Annotated in this window: 16 protein-coding genes, 1 tRNA gene and 1 pseudogene; 9 read left to right on the top strand and 9 right to left on the bottom strand. The window is 69.4% G+C overall.

The genetic code is table 11. The features are described from left to right. Window positions 1-7: 7 nt before the first annotated feature. Both ACTWOL_RS11210 and ACTWOL_RS11205 read left to right on the top strand, forming a co-directional pair. Entirely contained in the window at window positions 8-2,584 is a 2,577-nt protein-coding gene (locus ACTWOL_RS11210; protein ID WP_474296479.1) for a phosphoribosyltransferase, read from the top strand. Then, window positions 2,581-3,486 (top strand): HAD family hydrolase, encoded by a 906-nt coding sequence (locus tag ACTWOL_RS11205; RefSeq protein WP_474296478.1) that lies wholly within the window; start codon window positions 2,581-2,583, stop codon window positions 3,484-3,486. Before ACTWOL_RS11210 ends, ACTWOL_RS11205 begins: the two co-directional genes overlap by 4 nt. A gap of 47 nt (window positions 3,487-3,533) precedes the next feature. On the opposite strand, the gene ACTWOL_RS11200 is transcribed toward ACTWOL_RS11205, so the two are convergent. The 4 genes from ACTWOL_RS11200 to ACTWOL_RS11185 all read right to left on the bottom strand — a co-directional run bounded on the left by ACTWOL_RS11200 (window position 3,534) and on the right by ACTWOL_RS11185 (window position 6,807). Continuing rightward, entirely contained in the window at window positions 3,534-3,746 is a 213-nt protein-coding gene (locus tag ACTWOL_RS11200) for an FmdB family zinc ribbon protein (RefSeq protein ID WP_474296477.1), read from the bottom strand. Window positions 3,747-3,767: 21 nt separating this feature from the next. Then, window positions 3,768-4,346, bottom strand: a complete 579-nt coding sequence (locus ACTWOL_RS11195; protein ID WP_474296476.1) for a DUF4383 domain-containing protein — start codon at window positions 4,344-4,346, stop codon at window positions 3,768-3,770. Between the two features lie 207 nt (window positions 4,347-4,553). Continuing rightward, entirely contained in the window at window positions 4,554-5,933 is a 1,380-nt protein-coding gene (locus ACTWOL_RS11190; protein WP_474296475.1) for a hypothetical protein, read from the bottom strand. A 73-nt stretch (window positions 5,934-6,006) separates the two neighbouring features. Continuing rightward, window positions 6,007-6,807 (bottom strand): DUF4097 family beta strand repeat-containing protein, encoded by an 801-nt coding sequence (locus tag ACTWOL_RS11185; protein ID WP_474296474.1) that lies wholly within the window; start codon window positions 6,805-6,807, stop codon window positions 6,007-6,009. Between the two features lie 261 nt (window positions 6,808-7,068). Between ACTWOL_RS11185 and ACTWOL_RS11180 the strand changes: the two genes are divergently transcribed. From ACTWOL_RS11180 to ACTWOL_RS11170, 3 genes are all read left to right on the top strand, one after another. Then, a tRNA-Val gene (locus tag ACTWOL_RS11180) sits at window positions 7,069-7,140 on the top strand. Window positions 7,141-7,662: 522 nt separating this feature from the next. Further along, window positions 7,663-8,196, top strand: coding sequence for a DUF4279 domain-containing protein (locus tag ACTWOL_RS11175; protein ID WP_474296473.1), 534 nt, complete (start codon window positions 7,663-7,665; stop codon window positions 8,194-8,196). 209 nt (window positions 8,197-8,405) lie between these two features. Then, window positions 8,406-8,756, top strand: coding sequence for a hypothetical protein (locus ACTWOL_RS11170; RefSeq protein ID WP_474296472.1), 351 nt, complete (start codon window positions 8,406-8,408; stop codon window positions 8,754-8,756). Between the two features lie 260 nt (window positions 8,757-9,016). On the opposite strand, the gene ACTWOL_RS11165 is transcribed toward ACTWOL_RS11170, so the two are convergent. The 3 genes and pseudogenes from ACTWOL_RS11165 to ACTWOL_RS11155 form a co-directional block, all read right to left on the bottom strand. Further along, window positions 9,017-9,292: a Scr1 family TA system antitoxin-like transcriptional regulator gene (locus ACTWOL_RS11165; protein WP_474296471.1), complete on the bottom strand. Its 276-nt coding sequence runs from the start codon at window positions 9,290-9,292 to the stop codon at window positions 9,017-9,019. A gap of 43 nt (window positions 9,293-9,335) precedes the next feature. After that, window positions 9,336-9,578 (bottom strand): annotated as a pseudogene (locus ACTWOL_RS11160) (DUF6879 family protein); the annotation flags it as partial. Between the two features lie 40 nt (window positions 9,579-9,618). After that, window positions 9,619-9,879, bottom strand: a complete 261-nt coding sequence (locus ACTWOL_RS11155; RefSeq protein ID WP_474296470.1) for a hypothetical protein — start codon at window positions 9,877-9,879, stop codon at window positions 9,619-9,621. A 227-nt stretch (window positions 9,880-10,106) separates the two neighbouring features. On the opposite strand from ACTWOL_RS11155, the gene ACTWOL_RS11150 reads away from it, so the two are divergent. Then, window positions 10,107-10,457, top strand: a complete 351-nt coding sequence (locus tag ACTWOL_RS11150; RefSeq protein WP_474296469.1) for a hypothetical protein — start codon at window positions 10,107-10,109, stop codon at window positions 10,455-10,457. Between the two features lie 176 nt (window positions 10,458-10,633). On the opposite strand, the gene ACTWOL_RS11145 is transcribed toward ACTWOL_RS11150, so the two are convergent. Further along, on the bottom strand, window positions 10,634-11,509 hold the full coding sequence (locus ACTWOL_RS11145; protein WP_474296468.1) for a DMT family transporter: 876 nt from the start codon (window positions 11,507-11,509) through the stop codon (window positions 10,634-10,636). Window positions 11,510-11,591: 82 nt separating this feature from the next. Here ACTWOL_RS11145 and ACTWOL_RS11140 point away from each other — a divergent pair, with 82 nt between their 5' ends. Beyond that, window positions 11,592-12,485, top strand: coding sequence for a LysR family transcriptional regulator (locus ACTWOL_RS11140; protein WP_474296467.1), 894 nt, complete (start codon window positions 11,592-11,594; stop codon window positions 12,483-12,485). A gap of 105 nt (window positions 12,486-12,590) precedes the next feature. Here the strand turns inward: ACTWOL_RS11140 and ACTWOL_RS11135 are convergent, their stop codons facing one another. Then, the gene (locus ACTWOL_RS11135; RefSeq protein WP_474296466.1) at window positions 12,591-14,339 is read right to left on the bottom strand and encodes a protein kinase domain-containing protein; all 1,749 of its coding nucleotides are present in this window, start codon (window positions 14,337-14,339) and stop codon (window positions 12,591-12,593) included. A 345-nt stretch (window positions 14,340-14,684) separates the two neighbouring features. On the opposite strand from ACTWOL_RS11135, the gene ACTWOL_RS11130 reads away from it, so the two are divergent. Together ACTWOL_RS11130 and ACTWOL_RS11125 are read left to right on the top strand one after the other, a co-directional pair. Continuing rightward, window positions 14,685-15,674, top strand: a complete 990-nt coding sequence (locus ACTWOL_RS11130) for a glycerophosphodiester phosphodiesterase family protein (protein ID WP_474296465.1) — start codon at window positions 14,685-14,687, stop codon at window positions 15,672-15,674. A 291-nt stretch (window positions 15,675-15,965) separates the two neighbouring features. Then, window positions 15,966-16,223 carry a hypothetical protein gene (locus ACTWOL_RS11125; protein ID WP_474296464.1) on the top strand — a complete coding sequence of 86 codons (258 nt, stop codon included), beginning with the start codon at window positions 15,966-15,968 and terminating at the stop codon, window positions 16,221-16,223. Window positions 16,224-16,259: the final 36 nt, after the last annotated feature.

Below are 16,259 nucleotides of genomic sequence, written 5' to 3'. Positions count from 1 at the left end.
GATGGAGATGACGAAGGAGAGCGGTACGACAGTGATGTGGTCGGGTAGCTGGGTCGCCCAGCGGCTGGGAGTCGAGCTCGTCGGCGACGACGGGCTCAGAGACCTGCTGGGGCTGGCCCTGCGGCGTAACCCCAAACGGGCACATCTGCTGGTGTCCCACGTCCTCGGCAAGCACGTGCCGCAGAGCCCGGCGACCGTCTACGGGCACGGGTTCGCGCTCGGTGCCCGGGTACGCGAGCTGCTCGGGGACGAGGAGGCCGCGCGGGCGGTCGTCCTCGGATACGCGGAGACGGCGACCGGCCTCGGCCACTCGGTCGCCGACGGTCTGGCCCTCGCGCCGTATCTGCACTCGACCCGCCGCCCTGTCGCCGGTGTCGCCCCGGCGGGGGGCTTCGAGGAGTCCCACTCCCACGCCACCAGCCATCTGCTGCTCCCGGAGGACCCCAAGCTGCTGGCGGGAGGCGGGCCCCTCGTCCTCGTCGACGACGAGTTCTCCACCGGCAACACCGTCCTGAACACCATCCGTGATCTGCACGAGCGCCATCCACGCGAGCGGTATGTGGTGGTCGCCCTGGTCGATATGCGCTCGGCGGCGGACACGGTGCGGCTGGAGGCCTTCGCGGAGGAGATCGGCGCCGGGATCGACCTGGTGGCGATGGCCTCCGGCACGGTACTGCTGCCCGACGGCGTGCTGGAGAAGGGGCAGGACCTGGTCGCCGCGTACGAGTCCGGAGCCGGGTCCGGCGGCGGCCCCGGTGACGGTTCCGCCGCGGCGCCGGTCGCGGGGCGTGCGTACAGGCGGGTGGACCTCGGCTGGCCCGCCGGGGTGCCCGACGGCGGACGGCACGGCTTCACCCAGGCACACCGGGCCGAGCTCGAGGCCGCGCTGCCCGCCATGGCGGCGCGCACCGCCGAGGCTCTCGGTGCCGGAGCGAGCGGCGGTCCCGCACCGCGGCGCGTTCTGGTGCTCGGCTGCGAAGAGCTGATGTACGCGCCCCTCAGGCTCGCCGAGGCCCTGGAGGAGCGCGGCGACAGCGAGGTGCGCTACTCCACGACCACCCGCTCCCCGGTGCTCGCCGTCGACGATCCCGGCTATGCGATACGCACCAGGCTGGTCTTCCCCGCCCACGACGACCCCGCCGACGGCCCCGGCGAGCGCTACGCGTACAACATCGCAGGCGGCGGCTTCGACGCGGTCGTCGCCGTCGTCGACTCGGCCGCCGACACACCCGAGCTGCACGCCCCCCACGGACTGCTGGCGCAGCTCTCCGCGCACATACCGCAGGTCGTGCTCGCCGTCGTCCCCAGCCACCTTCCCGCTGCCGGAACCGCTCCCACTCGAACTCGCACTCCCACTCCCGGAAGGGAACCCATGCTCCCCGGCCCGCTGCGCGGACCCGCCTTCTCCTCCTACGCCCCCGACGAGGTCGGCTGGCTGCTCCAGGACCTCTCGGACGTCGAACTGGAGGCCCCCACCGAGGAACGCGAGGAGGCGATACAGAGCGGCGGCGCCCACTACGCGGAGTCGCTGCCGGTCGAGTACCAGCCGAGCGCCGAGTACCAGCAGCTGTTCCGCGCCGCGCTGGACGCATCGGCCGCACGGATCGCCCGCGCCGTCGGCGCCGTCACCGAGACCGTCCTCGCCGAGCTCCCCCACCGGCGGCGCTCCCGGAGCTCCCGGAACGACCTCCCTCAGGGGCATCGCCCCGGGCGCGACCCCCGGCCGCGTCCGGTGCTCGTCTCGCTGGCCCGTGCCGGCACCCCGGTCGGCGTGCTGATGCGTCGCTGGGCCCGGCACCGCCACGGCCTGGACCTGCCGCACTACGCGGTGTCCATCGTGCGCGGTCGCGGAATCGACGCCAACGCGCTGCGCTGGCTCGCCGCCCACCACGACCCGGCCGACGTCGTGTTCGTCGACGGCTGGACGGGCAAGGGTGCCATCACCCGCGAACTGGCCGCCGCGATCAGCGAGTTCGACGGTTTCGACCCCGAGATCGCCGTACTCGCCGACCCGGGCGGCTGCGTCCGCACCTACGGCACCCGCGAGGACTTCCTCATCCCCTCCGCCTGCCTCAACTCCACCGTCTCCGGACTGGTCTCCCGTACGGTCCTGCGTGCCGACCTCGTCGGTCCGCACGACTTCCACGGCGCGAAGTACTACCGCGAGCTCGCCGGAGCCGATGTCTCCGGGCACTTCCTGGACACGGTCTCGGCCCGCTTCGACGAGGTGGCCGACGGTGTCGACGCCGAGGTCAAGGAGCTGCTGGCGGCGGACAGGGCGCCCACCTGGGCCGGCTGGGCCGCCGTGGAGCGGATCAGCGAGGAGTACGGCATCCACGACGTCAACCTGGTCAAGCCGGGAGTCGGCGAAACGACCCGGGTCCTGCTGCGCCGGGTGCCCTGGAAGATCCTCGCCAAGCGGGGGGCGGGCGCGGACCTCGACCATGTACGCCTGCTGGCCGAACAGCGCGGCGTACCGGTCGAGGAGATCGACGACCTGCCGTACACCTGCGTCGGGCTGATCCACCCCCGGTTCACCCGCGGGGCGATCGGCGCCGACGGCAAGGCGGTGGCCGCGCCGTGAACCACCTGATCGCCAGCGATCTCGACCGCACCCTCATCTACTCGGCCGCGGCGCTCGGGCTGACCGTGCCGGACCCGGAGGCGCCCCGGCTGCTCTGCGTCGAGGTGTACCAGAGCAAGCCTCTGTCGTATCTGACGGAGACCGCGGCCGGCCTCCTCACGGAACTGGCCCGCACCTCGGTGTTCGTCCCGACGACGACACGCACCCGCGAGCAGTACGGGCGCATCCGCCTCCCGGGACCCGCGCCCCGCTTCGCGATCTGCGCCAACGGCGGACATCTGCTGGTCGACGGTGTCTCCGACCCCGACTGGCAGCGCGCGGTCACGGCCCGGCTCGCGGACGACTGCGCCTCGCTCGGCGAAGTCCGCGCACACCTGCTGGCATCGGCCGATCCCGCTTGGGTGCTCAAGGAACGGGTCGCCGAGGACCTGTTCGCCTATCTCGTGGTCGACCGCGCACGGCTGCCGCAGGGATGGACCGCGGAACTGGCCGCGTGGGCCGAGCCCAGGGGCTGGACGGTCTCCCTCCAGGGCCGCAAGATCTACGCCGTCCCGAAGCCGCTCACCAAGAGCGCGGCGGTCCACGAACTCGTACGCCGTACGGATGCCGGGGTGGTCCTGGCCGCGGGCGACTCCCTGCTCGACGCCGATCTGCTGCTGACCGCGGACCACGCCTTCCGTCCGTCCCACGGTGAACTCGCCGACACCGGCTGGTCGGCTCCGCAGGTGACCGTGATCCCGGAGAGTGGGGTCGCGGCGGGCGAGGAGATCCTGCGCCGCCTGAGCGGGACGGTCACGGGGCAGACGGTCACGCAGACGGGGGCGGCGCGGGCGTCGGTACCGGCACCGGGGACGGAGCCGGTGCCGGGCGCGGCGCAGGTGCCGGAGGCGGCGAGGGGCTGAGCCCGGCGCGCAGCGGTTGCCTGCGGTGAACGCTGCCCGGGGGCGCGTCAGCCGCAGCAGCCCCCACCGCAGCAGCCGCCACCGCCGCCGCTGGGGGCCGGGCCCGCGGCCGCCGTACCGCCGACGGCGACCGCCGACAGTAGCTTGACGGTGTCGTCGTGTCCCTCGGGGCACACCGCCGGGGCCGAGGACTCGGCCATGGGACGGCTCAGCTCGAAGGTGTCGTCGCAGGAGCGGCAGCGGTACTCGTAACGGGGCATGCCCCACAGATTAAGCCCTGCTCAGCGCCGACGGGAGGGATCACCCCCGGCGAGCGGACTCCGGCGCAGCCGCTCCTCCTCGGCCGCCTCCTCGGGGTGGCGGGCCTTCCAGTACGGGTTGTCGTGCGGGAGGGCACTTCCGACCCTGCCGTACATCCCGAACCACATCAGCATGATCCCGACGACGAAGCTGAAGATCACGTTCTGGATCCGGAAGTTGAGGAAGTTGATCTCGGTGTCCAGCATCCCCAGGCCGATGAAGCCGTTGAGGATGAAGAGGATGCCGAGGACCATGTTCAGCGTGGAGGCGAAGTTTCCGCCGATGACCATGCCCACGAAGAGCAGCAGCCCGACCAGGATGGACAGCACGCTCAGCGCGCCGTTGGTGTTGAGGCCCGCGACGGTCGAATTGCCGATGTCGAAGAAGCCGATGTTGTGGGTCAGACCGAGGATCCCGAAGGCCACGAGCACCAGGCCCATGATTCCGGCACCGATCCGGTAGACCTGGCTGAGGCGGTGATCGACGGGCAGATGCTCGTCCAGCACGATGCGGATGCCGCCCTTGTGCTCGGAGCTCCGCTGTACATGAGTGGATGCCATAGCGGCCCCCTTCGGCCGTACGTACCTCCATGCCTCCCTACAGCATCCGCCCGCACGGGCGCACCGACAAATCAATCTTGGAGCCACCGTCCCGGGCCTGAGCCCAGTGGTCCCCTGAGCACCGGTGACCTCTTCAGCGCCGGTGGTCCTGAGCACCGGTGACCTCCTGGGCACGGGTGACCTCCTGAGCGCCGGTGGGCGTGCGGGTCAGGATCCGCCGCCGCGCTCCTCACGGATCTGCTCGACGACATGCGCCACGGTCTGCCGGACCGCTTCCGTCTCGGTCAGGAAGTGCCAGTAGTCGGGGTGACGGCCGTCGAGACCGGCGACGGCGCGCTCCAGACGCGAGACGGAGTCGTCCAGCGGCCGGGCGTGGCGGGGCTCGGGCGTACTGCGGCCCGCCATCGCCAGACGCTGTGCGTCGCGGATCGTGAACCGGGTGCGCTCGATCTCCTGCTGGGGGTCCTTCGCGACGGCGTCCAGACGGCGCAGGCGGTCACCGGCGGCGGAGACGGCCTCGTCGGTGCTGTTGAGCAGGGCGCGCACGGTTCCGAGGAGGGCGGTCGCGTCCGGCCAGCGCTGCTCGGTGCGCGCCTTGCCGGCCTCGGTGAGCTTCTCCTCGGCCAGCCGGACGTTCTCCGCGGCCTGTGCGGGGACGGGCTGCAGATCCTGCCAGCATGCGGCGCTGTAGCGGCGGCGCAGCTCACTGAGCACGGGCTCGACACCGCCCGCACGGGTGGTCAGGGCCTGGGCCCGGGTCCGTAGCGACACCAGGCGTTTGTCGATCTCGGCGGCCCGCTCGGGAAGTCGCTCCGCCTCACTGCGTACGGCTTCCGCATCGCGTACGACACGGTCGGCCCGCTGCAGGGTCTCCGTCACGCCGTGACGTCCGGCACCCTCGTTGAGCTTCGTCAGCTCGGGGGCCAGCGCGGCCAGCCGGGCCGCGAGGTCGTCCGCCCGCAGCCCGGAGGCCCGTACCGCGTCGAGCGCGTTGCTCGCGGCGAGCAGCCCCTGACGTGCGCGTTCGACGGCGGGTGCGAGCCGGGCCAGCTGGGTCTCCGCCTTGTCGAGCAGCGGTCCGAGCGACTGGGCGAACCGGTCGAGCTCGCCCTTGACCCGGACCAGCTCGTCCTTCGCCCTGGTCAGCTCACCGCGGGCGCGGGCGGCCACGGAGGGGTCGAGGTCGTCGCGGTCGAGATCGTGCGCGTCGACGGCCGTAATGTAGCCATGGCTGACCTCGTCGATCCGCCGCCCCAGCGCGGCGAACTCGTCCACCGCACGGCGCGCGCCCGGCGAGCTGTCCACGGCGCTGATCGTCTCGATCGAGATCCGCAGATCGCGCTGTGCCGTGTCGAGCTCGTAGAAGGCCGCGGCGGCCGCATCCTTCGCGGCCTGCGCCTCGGCCCGCTGGCCTTCCGCGCGCCCCCCGAACCAGCGCCGCGTACCGCCACCCGCGAAGGCAGCAGGCAGTGCTGCGGCGGCCACGGCCAGCAACGGCACGGGCAGCAGCACCAGCGCGAGGACATCGCGCGCGACACTCGCATGGGCCTTCGCTCCGGCGTACGCCCGCGTGTGTCTCGCCCTCACATCCCTCTCCCGTGCCCGTGTCCGCCCCTGCCGGTTCATTCTCCCACCCGGTAAGGACGAACACACGGGCCCGTCAGTTCGCGATCCGCACGGAAATCTCGCCGTTACCGCTCTTCGCTCTGATGACGTGAGGGCTTCGGCCGTCCTGCTTCACATCCACCGAGGTGTCCCCGTTGTCCGCCGACGTCGTGACGTTGTACGCCTGCGTCCCGGGCACCGCGATCGCGATCTCGCCGTTGTCGCTCTCACTCTCCACCAGGTGCGGAGCCTTGGCGAAACCGAGGCTCACGGCTCCGTTGTCGGACCGCGCGGACACGCTCCGGGACGCGATGCGCTCCCCGGTGATCTCGCCGTTGTCGCTGGTCAGCTCCAGGGGGCCGCTGGAGTCCCGTACGGTCACCAGGCCGTTGTCCGACGCCAGCGTCAGCGCCGTGTCGAACCCGCTCGCGCTCACCGTCCCGTTGTCGGCCCGCACGGTCACGGCGACCCCGCGCGGCACCTTCACCGAATGCCGTGCCTCGCAGTCCGCCACCGCGCCGTCGCACGTCACTCCGAGCTTCAGCGTCCCGTCCCGCATCTCCCACACCGGGTCGGGCCCCCTTCCGACGAACACCCACCCGTCGACCTGCCGCTCCACCTCCACGTCCCTCACATCGGCCGGCACCAGCTCGACCGACGCGTCATCGGCCTCGATGGTGAGGGACTTCCCGCTGAGCGCGAACGACTTCCGCTCGACCGGCGCGTCCTCGGCGTCCGCACACCCGCTGACGGCGAACGCGACGACCGCGGCGGCGACGGCGCCGAACGCGGTGCGGGTGCGGGTGCTGGCGCGGGTGCGAGTGCGGGTGCCGGCGCGGTTGGCGGTCCTGGCCACGATGATCATTCCCCCATAGGTTCGTACAGCAGCCCTCACAGTAGGAGCCCCGACCGACGCACACGATCCGGCCGTCCACCGGCTCCGTGGTGGGGCTATCCCCAGGACCCACCCAGCCACCGCTTCCCCGCCCCAGGGCCACCTGGTCTCCCCGGCCGGCCAACGACGTCACCACGCAGGGGACCGCCCGCATCTCGAGATCGGCACGGGATCTGGTTTGCGGCACCCACCCGGGGGCCATGTACGCTGTTGCCTCATTCCGGGTGCGTAGCTCAGGGGTAGAGCGCTGCTCTTACAAAGCAGATGTCGGCGGTTCGAAACCGTCCGCGCCCACCGTGGTTGACCAGCAACGGAGCCCCGAACCAAGATCGGTTCGGGGCTCTGTTGCGATCGTTTGGGAGAATTTTGGGAGATCAACTCCAGCAGGGCAGTCATGGCTGAAGCTCCCACGCCGCCACCAGTCGCCCGACGGAGTAGTGAACGGGGGCTCGTACGGCCACGACTCGGTGTGGGCGCCCAGGGGCTTTACTGAGGCGGGAGGGACGTCCACTTCCTCGCGCTGTACTTGTTCTTCGGCGGCCTCAGGTACAGCCGCGCAGCGAAAGAAGAAGGAGGCCGGAGCGAAGATGGGGAAGCTCCGGAAGAAGCGGTAACGGCGCCCCGACTTGCAGGTTCTGACATCCACGCCTGACATCAACGAGGCGGACGGATGCAGCTCCAGGCCGTCGCGTCGGCGACCGGAGCGGGGGTGAGCGCGGCAAGTGCGGCGCGCCGGGCGAACTTACAGGGCAGGTGTGGGCGTGCACGTGACTGCTCGAGCGTGCCGGGACGAGGGTGGGCAGATATCCTCTGCGGATGCCTCGGAACCAGTACGTCTATTGCGCGCTGTCCAGCGAACGGACCACCGCGAAGGAGATGGCCGCGGTGCTGGGTATCGAACCAGACGAGACAACTGTGCGGGCAAGCCGCCTGGCTGAGCCGCCCGTGCCGGTCTGCCACAGCTGGAAGATCGTGTGTCGCGCACCGGGCTTGCGGGTCGATGAGCAGGTCGCCCAGGTTCTGGACCGGCTTCGGCCCCATGTAGGCCGCATCGCGGAACTCGCGCGCCGGCTGGATCAGGAGGGAGATGGCCCCTCCGCGGTGCTCCAGGTCGTGCGTTACTTCACAGATGACGAGTGCGCCGGTAACGCGGAGCGGTCAGGCCCGAACCTCTTCGGCTGGCACCTTGGCCGAGACGTACTGGCGTTCCCCCAGCATTGCCATAGGCCTGCTGACCTGCCGCGACCGGTTGGACACTCGCCAGGCTCAGAAAGCAGATGCCGGCGGTTCGAAACCGTCCGCGCCCACCAGTGCAAAGGCCCCTCGCCGATCATGGCGAAGGGCATTTGACATCTACTTCTGCCATCAACGAGGCCAGTCGATCACGACCGGGGACGGCTCCTGAGCAGCCGATCCGTATGACTCACCGCTTCGTGCTGCGTGGCCTGGATGATGCTCTCGTTGTTTTGTCAAGCCACGTCTTGTCGTGTCGTGCCGGGAGGCCTCCGGTCCTGGTTCATTGGAAGCAGAGCCCCCGCACTACCGAACAGGGAATTCTGATGATCAAGCGTTTCTGGAACCGTCGTCTTGTTATGGCCACTGCTTCCGTGGCGTTGGCCAGTGGCGGTATGGCCGTGCCGGCGACTGCCATGGCTGCACCAGCCCCCCAGCGTGGCGTGGTCGCCTTGCACGGCGACCGTCACGGCGACAACGGACAAGGCCGTACCGATCGGGGCGGCAACCACACTCGCGGTGATCACGGTGACCACGGAGACGGCGACACCGACGCACGAGCCAAAGAAGACGACGCGCGCGCCAAGGAAGACCCTGATGGCGTCAATGAACGAGGCAGTACCTCACCGAGCACCGACGACTCCGGCGTCCAGACCCGCATCCAGGCCCCCTTTTAGCGGCAACGAGAACACCCCCTCCGGACCACTCCGGAGGGGGTGGGCTGCAGCAGCCGGTGCCGGATCCCAAACGCCGCTAAACGGCGACCTTCCGCCCGATCGACACCGTGGAGCGCACCCTCGCGGGCTACGTACGACGTTCCTCGATCGTGGGGTCGCGGGCCTCATCTTGTCGCTGTACCAGCCGACCGCCCGCTGAAACGACAACGCCCGCTGTCTGGCCTTCGGGCCGGGCAAGGGGCGACTTCTTGCGTCTGGGATCAGTGCAGGGCATCGATCGCCTTCGTGACCAACGCCCGGGCTTCAGCGCCGTACACGGCCAGGCTCCTCAGCTCCTCGAACGCCTTCACGTACAGGGCGATCTCGGACGGCTGCGTAATCTTCACCTGGGCAGACACCAGCTCGATGGACACCAGAGCATCGTCGTAGACGTGGAACGTCTCCCGAGGCCACTGTTTCCGCTCCTGGGTCGCCATGGGGATGATCCCCAGCGACACTGCAGGCAGCGCGCCAGCAGTGAGCAAGCCAGAAGTCATTGCCCGGCAGCGCGAGGTCGGATGCGCGGCGCCTCGGAAGCCACCGAACCTCCTCCCCGGCAGCGACGTTGGTGAACGTGCCGTCATACAGGAATCGGGTGTAATCGCTGACGGGCTCCGACACGATCCGGGCCCGTCGTACGACGACACCGCGTGAGACCGTTTGTTGGATGAGGTCGAGCCACGGACGCCACCATGAGGCCGGGTTCTCTGGATCGTGGCGGAAGCCGTTCTTCCAGTCGGCGAAGGGGCCTGCCTCGTAGTCCACGGCGTAGCTGTCGCGCATCTCCAGGTGGACGGCCGAGTGCCTGCACCCGGCGATCAGCTCATCGAACGTCGGTACGCTCGACGACATCGCACGCCTCCCTGATCATGTGCACCATCCTGGCCGGAATAGGGATCACCGCTTCTCCCTCTGGGATGCCGCGCGCGTGGCCCGGCACCTCGAATGCAGCGCATTCAGCTTCGAGTTCCGGGCTCGGCTTCCAGCCTTGAAGGACAAGTTCCTTCTTCTCCTGGTCAACCCACACGGTGGGGCTTTGCTTGTCCCCTGTGTTCGGATCGATCCCGATGAACTGTAACGACATGTCAGCCTCCGTCGGCAGGATGTGCAGTTACGTGCACCACGGCTATCCATCTGGGTAGCTGGGTCAAGGGCTGATGCAGCCGTTGATTCCGCCACGGAGGGGAACGCGCACAGATCTGCACATCGCTGGAGTGCGCGTGCATGTGCTCCCTACGGTCCTGGTCATGGGGACGGGAACCCGGCTGTCCGCGGCCGTCAACGCGGCGAATCCTGGTTGGTGTCTGGCACGTGGGCTCGTCTGAGACCGCCGAACTGATCCAGTACGGGGAGCGGTCCTCCGGTCCGCCCGTGGCGTTGTACGCGTGCGCGCCGTGCCGCGAGCAGCGCGGGCTCACTCCGCTCGGGGGTGAGCTGAAGGGCGCAGCCTGGACGCTGGACCTCGACCGGAGCGTGGAGCTGGGCAGGACGATGTACGGATACGACCGGCTCCACGTCGGCCGGTTCACCCTTGAGGACCACGAACTGATGCGCCGGGCGCAGAACGTCCTTGGTGGGCGGAGGAGATACGCGCTGATCGGCCGTGGCGGGCCTTGCGGTAGCAGACGCGGCATTTCCAACGGAGTTGGGCCCGACCGGTGACGACGTCGGCTGTCTCATCTCGCGAGCGAAGATTTCGGTACGGCGGGCAGGCGTTGAGAACGCAGCGCCTGCTACCTCAAGGCATCAAAGGGGCAATGGGATGATTTTGAACGGTCAGGAGCCCCGGCGGTGGTGGTCGCCGGTGACTCACCGTCGGTGGGAGATGGCGACACCGGTCAGGCAGAGCACGCCGCCGACGAGCCCGTATGCCGTCGGGATCTCGGCGAGCAGCAGCCACGACAACAGCACGACACGGCCGGAACGGCGTAGGTCACCGCGGAGAGTCGACCGGCGTTCATGCGGCGCAGCGCGTAAGCCCACGCGGTGAAACCGATCGCCGTGGGGAACACGCCCAGGTAGACGGCGCCGAGCACCGCTCCGGTGGACGCCACCTGCAGCTCGCCGGCCAGCTGCGGAACCCAGGGCAGCAGGACAACCGTGGCGACGACACAGCCGAGCCAAATCGCGGTGAACCCGTCGGCGTGGCGCAATGTGACCTTCTGGATCATGACGCCCGCGGCGTAGAGCACGGCGGCCAGCAGGCACAGCAGAAGGCCTGCCCAGTCGCGCTGTGCGGTGGCCCCGGTCGCGATGATCGCGGTTCCGCCCAGCGCGACGAGCGAGCCGACGATGAGAGATCGTGAGAAGCCTTCACCGAGAAACTTCCCGGCAGCGACAGCGACAAGCAGCGGCGCGAGGTTCACCAGCAATGCCGCGGTCCCGGCATCGACGTGCCGTTCCCCCGCGTTGAGGGCGACGGTGTAGCCGGCGAGCCACAGCACGGCGTACGCCGCGATCAGCAGGAACGCCTTGCGGGACAGGTGGACGCGGACCGCCCGCTTGGGCACCGCGATCACTGTGAGCGTGACGGCCGCGACGCCTAGCCGGAGCAGCGCCAGCGGCGCAGGGGACAGCGCGTGCCCAACGCCGCGGATGGCGACGAATGCAGAGGACCACAGCACTACCGCGAGCCCGGCCGCGGCCGCGATCTTGACGATGTCTGTTTTGCTGGTGCCGGTGGGCCGGGCGGTCTCAACTACTAGATCGGTCACCCAGGCATCGTCATCCCCGCCTTCTGTTCAGCACAAGCGACGAGTTCTATACATCTGTTAAGCAAGGATGTACATTTACAGCATGCTGGACATCCCACGGCTCCGCGTCCTGCGGTCGGTCGTCGCGACGGGTTCGATCCGCGCGAGCGCCTCCGCGCTCGGCTTCACTCCGTCCGCGGTGAGCCAGCAGCTCGCCACACTGCAACGGGAGACCGGGCTGCAGCTGTTCGAACGATCTGGTCGCGGCATCGAGCCCACCCCGGCCGGCCGGACCCTCGCGGCCGAAGCCGACACGTTGTTCGAGGCGTTCAGCCGGGTCGAGCGGGTGGTCGGGAATCTGCGCGCCGGCCGGGTCGGCAGCCTTTCGATCGGCTACTTCGGCTCGGCCGGCGCGGCGTGGCTGGCACCGACCGTTGCCGCGCTGCGTGCCGAGTTCCCGGACGTCCGGCTGGACCTGCTGCTGACCGAGTTCACGCCGGGCGACCCGGACGTCGACATCTTCGTGGAGGAGACGGGTGCCGAGCGCCCCGGGTCCGTCGATGTGCACAGGCTCGCCGAGGACCCCTACCTCGCCGTCGTCCGCGTCGACGACCCACTCGCCGAAGAGCCGGAGGTGTCGTTGGCGGACCTCGCCGAGCGGCATTGGGTGGACAACGACCTCCGCGAAGGGGCGTGCCGCCAGGTGCTCCTCAACGCCTGCGCGCAAGCAGGGTTCTCCCCGAGTTTCGTGGTGGAAACACACGATTACCGGACCGCGATGTCCTTCGTGGCAACGGGAATCGGGCTGACTGTGGTGCCGGCGCTCGGTATCGGCGAGCTGCCGGAGGGCTTGACGACCGTCGCCCTGGTGTCCCCCACCCCGGTCCGGTATGTCGGTCTCGCGGTGAAGAAGTCGATCGCGCGGCACCCCGCCGCCCGGCGCGCCGTCGAGCTGCTGGAAGGCCTGGTGTGCGGGGCGAAATCCCGGGCTGGCTGATGGGCCTTGAGGTAGCAGACGACGCATTTTCAACGCCTGCCCGCCGTACCGAAATCTTCGCTCGCGAGATGGCTCCGTCACCAGCATGTTTCCGTCAGAAGCCCCCTAGCAGCGGGGCAGAGTGCCGCTCTCCTTGGTGAGTTTGGTGCTCGAGGCCCAGCCTTCGGTCTTCGTTCCCTCGATGCGGGCGTAGATCCACTTGTTGCCGTAGGCGTTGGTGATGTAGCAGTGGTAGTAGAGCTTCACACCGGTCTTGACCACGGTCACGTACTGGCATTCCGCGTACGGCCCGGTGTAGAGGTGGGACGTTGAGGCCAGGTAGCCGTAGCCGTCGCTGCGGTTGTCGTGGGCCCAACCGGTGCAGGCCGTCGACACCGGGGTGGGCTCCTTCACCGTCGGGCTGGGCTTGGTCTTCGGGGAGGCCGACGGGCTCTCGGTCGGCTTGTCGCCCTCGGCGCCGGGCTTCTTCCTGGGGTCCTGCTCTTCGTCCCCGTGACCGCTCGGCTCCTTCGAGGTCGACGGCTTCGAGGACGGGGCGCCGGGAGAACCGGCGGACGACGGGGCGCTGCCCCCGGTCGGCCAGGGGTTGTCCGCGGGGGAGGCGACGTCGGGCGGCGCCGCCTGTGCGCCGTTCGTGGTCGTGCCGCCCTGTTGGGACGTCAGGGCGTAGGTGATGCCGGCGCCTGCGGCGATGAGCACGACGGCGGCCGCTGCCGCGACGACGGTGCGGTTTCGGCGCCGTGCGGGACGCGCTGCCATCCCGCTCGTCTCGGGAGCGGGGACTCCGGCGTGGCCCGCGACCGGCGCGCCGCGCTGCGGCAGGTCGGGCTGCGCGTAAGCGGCGTACGGAGGTTGAGGCTGCGGAGCGGGCTGGGGGAACAGCGGGGGACCGAACCCGGGGGCCGGTGCGGCGGCGGCCGCAGCTCCGGGACCTACTGTGGGAGCGGGTGTCGGCGTGGGTGGCGGCGTCGGAGCGGCGGATGCGAGGTACACCGTCCCGCCCGAGGCGACGCGCTCCAGCATGCCGCGCGCCTGTTCCGCGGTGGGCCGGTTCTCCGGCTCCTTCGCCATCAGCGCCTGGAGCACCGGGGCGAGGGGTCCCGCCCGGCGGGGCTCCGGCAGGGGCTCGGTGACGATCGCCGACAGGGTGGACCACGCGGACGTGCGGCGGAACGGCGAATTGCCCTCAACAGCCGCGTAGAGCGTCATGCCGAGCGACCAGATGTCCGACGCAGGACCGGGCTCCCTGCCCTGTGCGCGCTCCGGCGGCAAATAGTCGAGGGAACCGACGAGTTGACCGCTCTGGGTCAACTTGGCCATGGCGTCGTCGCCGGAGGCTTCCATGCTGGCGATGCCGAAATCGGTGAGCACGACCCTGCCGCCGCGCTCGATCAGCACGTTTCCCGGTTTGACGTCCCGGTGGAGTACGCCGGCCCGGTGGGCGGCGTCGAGCGCGTCCATCAACTTCGCGCCGATCGCGGCGGCTTCGTGCGGCTCCAGTGTGCCGCGCTCCATCAGCATGTCATCGAGCGAGGGCCCGTCGACGAGTTCCATGACGATGATCGGGAGGCCCTGCTCCTCGGCCACGTCGTGCACGGTGACCACGCCGCTGTGCCGGATACGGGCGGCGGCCTGCGCCTCCCGCTGCATCCGGGTCCGCAGGTCGGCCAGTTCGGCTGCGGAGGCGTCGGTGAAAGCCCGCAGGACCTTGACGGCGACCTCTCGGTTCAGGAGTTCGTCCACCGCCCGGGCGACCACTCCCATGCCGCCGCGCCCGATCATGGAGGTCACCCGGTAACGCCCGCCGAGTACCTTGCCCGTCAGCTCTCCGCCATGCGCTTCCCCCGCGGTCACCGCACGCTCCGTTCCGTCGTTGTTTGTGAACCATCAACCCGAGTCCTCAAGGGTAGAGGCAGGGGCGTGAGGGGAATGCGGTGGCCGTGCGCAGGTATGTGGCTGCCCGCCGCGTGCCCGAGCGCGAGCCCCGGGACACCGTGGCGACATCCTCGCGAGCCCTGCCCGCCGCCGGCGCAGCCACCGTGCGCAGCCGAAAGCTACTTGTGCTTCTCGGCTACAACTGCCGTGTGTCCAGGGCCAGTTCGCTCACAGAGGGATCAACGACCCGATGGTGAACCATTCTTGAGTGAACTCCGTCAATCGGTTGCCAACCTCAGGACACCGACATGAAGGAGAACTCTCTTGACCACTCACCTCAAGCGTGGCGCCGGACTTCGGATGTTACGCACGCTGATGGTGGCACTGTGCGCCATCATCGGCGCCACCACGCTCATGGCGACCCCGGCGGCAGCAGCCGACCAGCGTCACCCGATCTACGCCATCGCCCATCGCGTCGACACCCTGGAGGGCGTGGACGCCGCGATCAGCCACGGCGCCAACAGCATCGAGATAGACGTCTGCGCCTGGTGGAATCCGAACGAATGGCGCGCCTATCACGACTGTTCCTCGGCCGGTGACACCCGCCGGGGCCCCAGCTTCGACAGCATGATCGACCGCATTCTCTCCCACGCCAACGCGGGGCGCCGGCTGGCGCTGGTCTGGCTGGACATCAAGGACCCGAACTACTGCGGAGAACAGCAGAACCGTGGGTGCAGCGTCGCCGGACTGCGCGACAAGGCGCAGAGGCTGACCGCTGCCGGGATCCAGGTGCTCTACGGCTTCTACGAGTACCACGGCGGCAGCACCCCCGACGTCGGCGGCCGGGGGTGGAAGAGCCTGGAAGGCAGGCTCGGCAGCCTGGAGGGCATCACGACGACCGGGACCCGCGACCAGGTCCGAAACGCCTTCAACCGGTCCGGTTCCGGATTCCCGCTCGGTCGCCGGGTGATGGACTACGGCGACAGCGACATCACCAAGGGCTTCGGCAACTGCACGGAAGCCACCTACTACACGTGCGCGGAACTGAAGAAGGGCGCCTGGGACCGTGACGCCGGGCAGCTCGCGGCCACACTGTCCTGGACGACCACCTACAACGATCCGTGGTACGTCGACAAACTGCTGGGCGATGGGCGCGTGGACGGCATCATCGCGGGCTACGGGGCTTTCACCGGAGTGCGTGAGTACGACTACAGCTGGCAGTGCGCCAACTCCATCAACCTCATCCGCGACTGGGTGAACCGCCACAGCGGCACCCACCGCATGGCCAACAGCGGTGACCGCCTGTTCAGGTAGCCGGTCGGCCTGGGGCCGGGACCGTGCTGTCCTGTGCCCCATGGGCTCTCTCAAGCCGTCGGTCGCGATACCGGCCGACGGCTTGAGGGGGGTGGACAGCATGGCGGCGGCCTCCTGTCAAGCCCCGAGATCCAGCGGCATGACGGACCGCGGGCGCCAGGGCTCAATGGAGTCAAGGGTTCACGCAGTACCGGTGACCCACCCGCATCGTCCGGAACAGCCGTGGCGGCGCATCCCCCGGGACACCCGTCCCGCTGATTCCACCCTCACCGTTCATCCAAGGAGATTCCCATGACCCGCACGACCCGCACTCAGCGTCTCGTGATGCTCACCGCCTCGTCCGCCCTGGTCGCGGGGGGTGCGCTGATGCCCACCACCGCCTTCGCGGCCCCGGCGGCCCAGCCCACGAACAAGGTCACCTCGGTGGTGTCCCATGACGATCACGACGGTCGTGGAGGGGATTTCCGGAAAACCAAGATCAAGATTGTGATCAAGGAAGGAAAGGTCAAGATCTCCATCAAGGTCAAGAGCAGGACCCACGATGCCTGAGCATCGGCTGCCTGCTCCGGCAGGGGCGGCTACAGG

Source organism: Micromonospora sp. IBHARD003 (assembly GCF_056106285.1).
This window is presented reverse-complemented; position numbering and strand designations above follow the sequence as displayed.

Bases quoted from the DNA above. Each gene is read 5' to 3' on its own strand.
- ACTWOL_RS11210 (WP_474296479.1), top strand. From the start codon at position 8: ATGACGAAGGAGAGCGGTACGACAGTGATGTGGTCGGGTAGCTGGGTC.
- ACTWOL_RS11200 (WP_474296477.1), bottom strand. From the start codon at position 3,746: ATGCCCCGTTACGAGTACCGCTGCCGCTCCTGCGACGACACCTTCGAG.
- ACTWOL_RS11195 (WP_474296476.1), bottom strand. From the start codon at position 4,346: ATGGCATCCACTCATGTACAGCGGAGCTCCGAGCACAAGGGCGGCATC.
- ACTWOL_RS11175 (WP_474296473.1), top strand. From the start codon at position 7,663: ATGCCTCGGAACCAGTACGTCTATTGCGCGCTGTCCAGCGAACGGACC.
- ACTWOL_RS11170 (WP_474296472.1), top strand. From the start codon at position 8,406: ATGATCAAGCGTTTCTGGAACCGTCGTCTTGTTATGGCCACTGCTTCC.
- ACTWOL_RS11165 (WP_474296471.1), bottom strand. From the start codon at position 9,292: ATGACTTCTGGCTTGCTCACTGCTGGCGCGCTGCCTGCAGTGTCGCTG.
- ACTWOL_RS11155 (WP_474296470.1), bottom strand. From the start codon at position 9,879: ATGTCGTTACAGTTCATCGGGATCGATCCGAACACAGGGGACAAGCAA.
- ACTWOL_RS11140 (WP_474296467.1), top strand. From the start codon at position 11,592: ATGCTGGACATCCCACGGCTCCGCGTCCTGCGGTCGGTCGTCGCGACG.
- ACTWOL_RS11125 (WP_474296464.1), top strand. From the start codon at position 15,966: ATGACCCGCACGACCCGCACTCAGCGTCTCGTGATGCTCACCGCCTCG.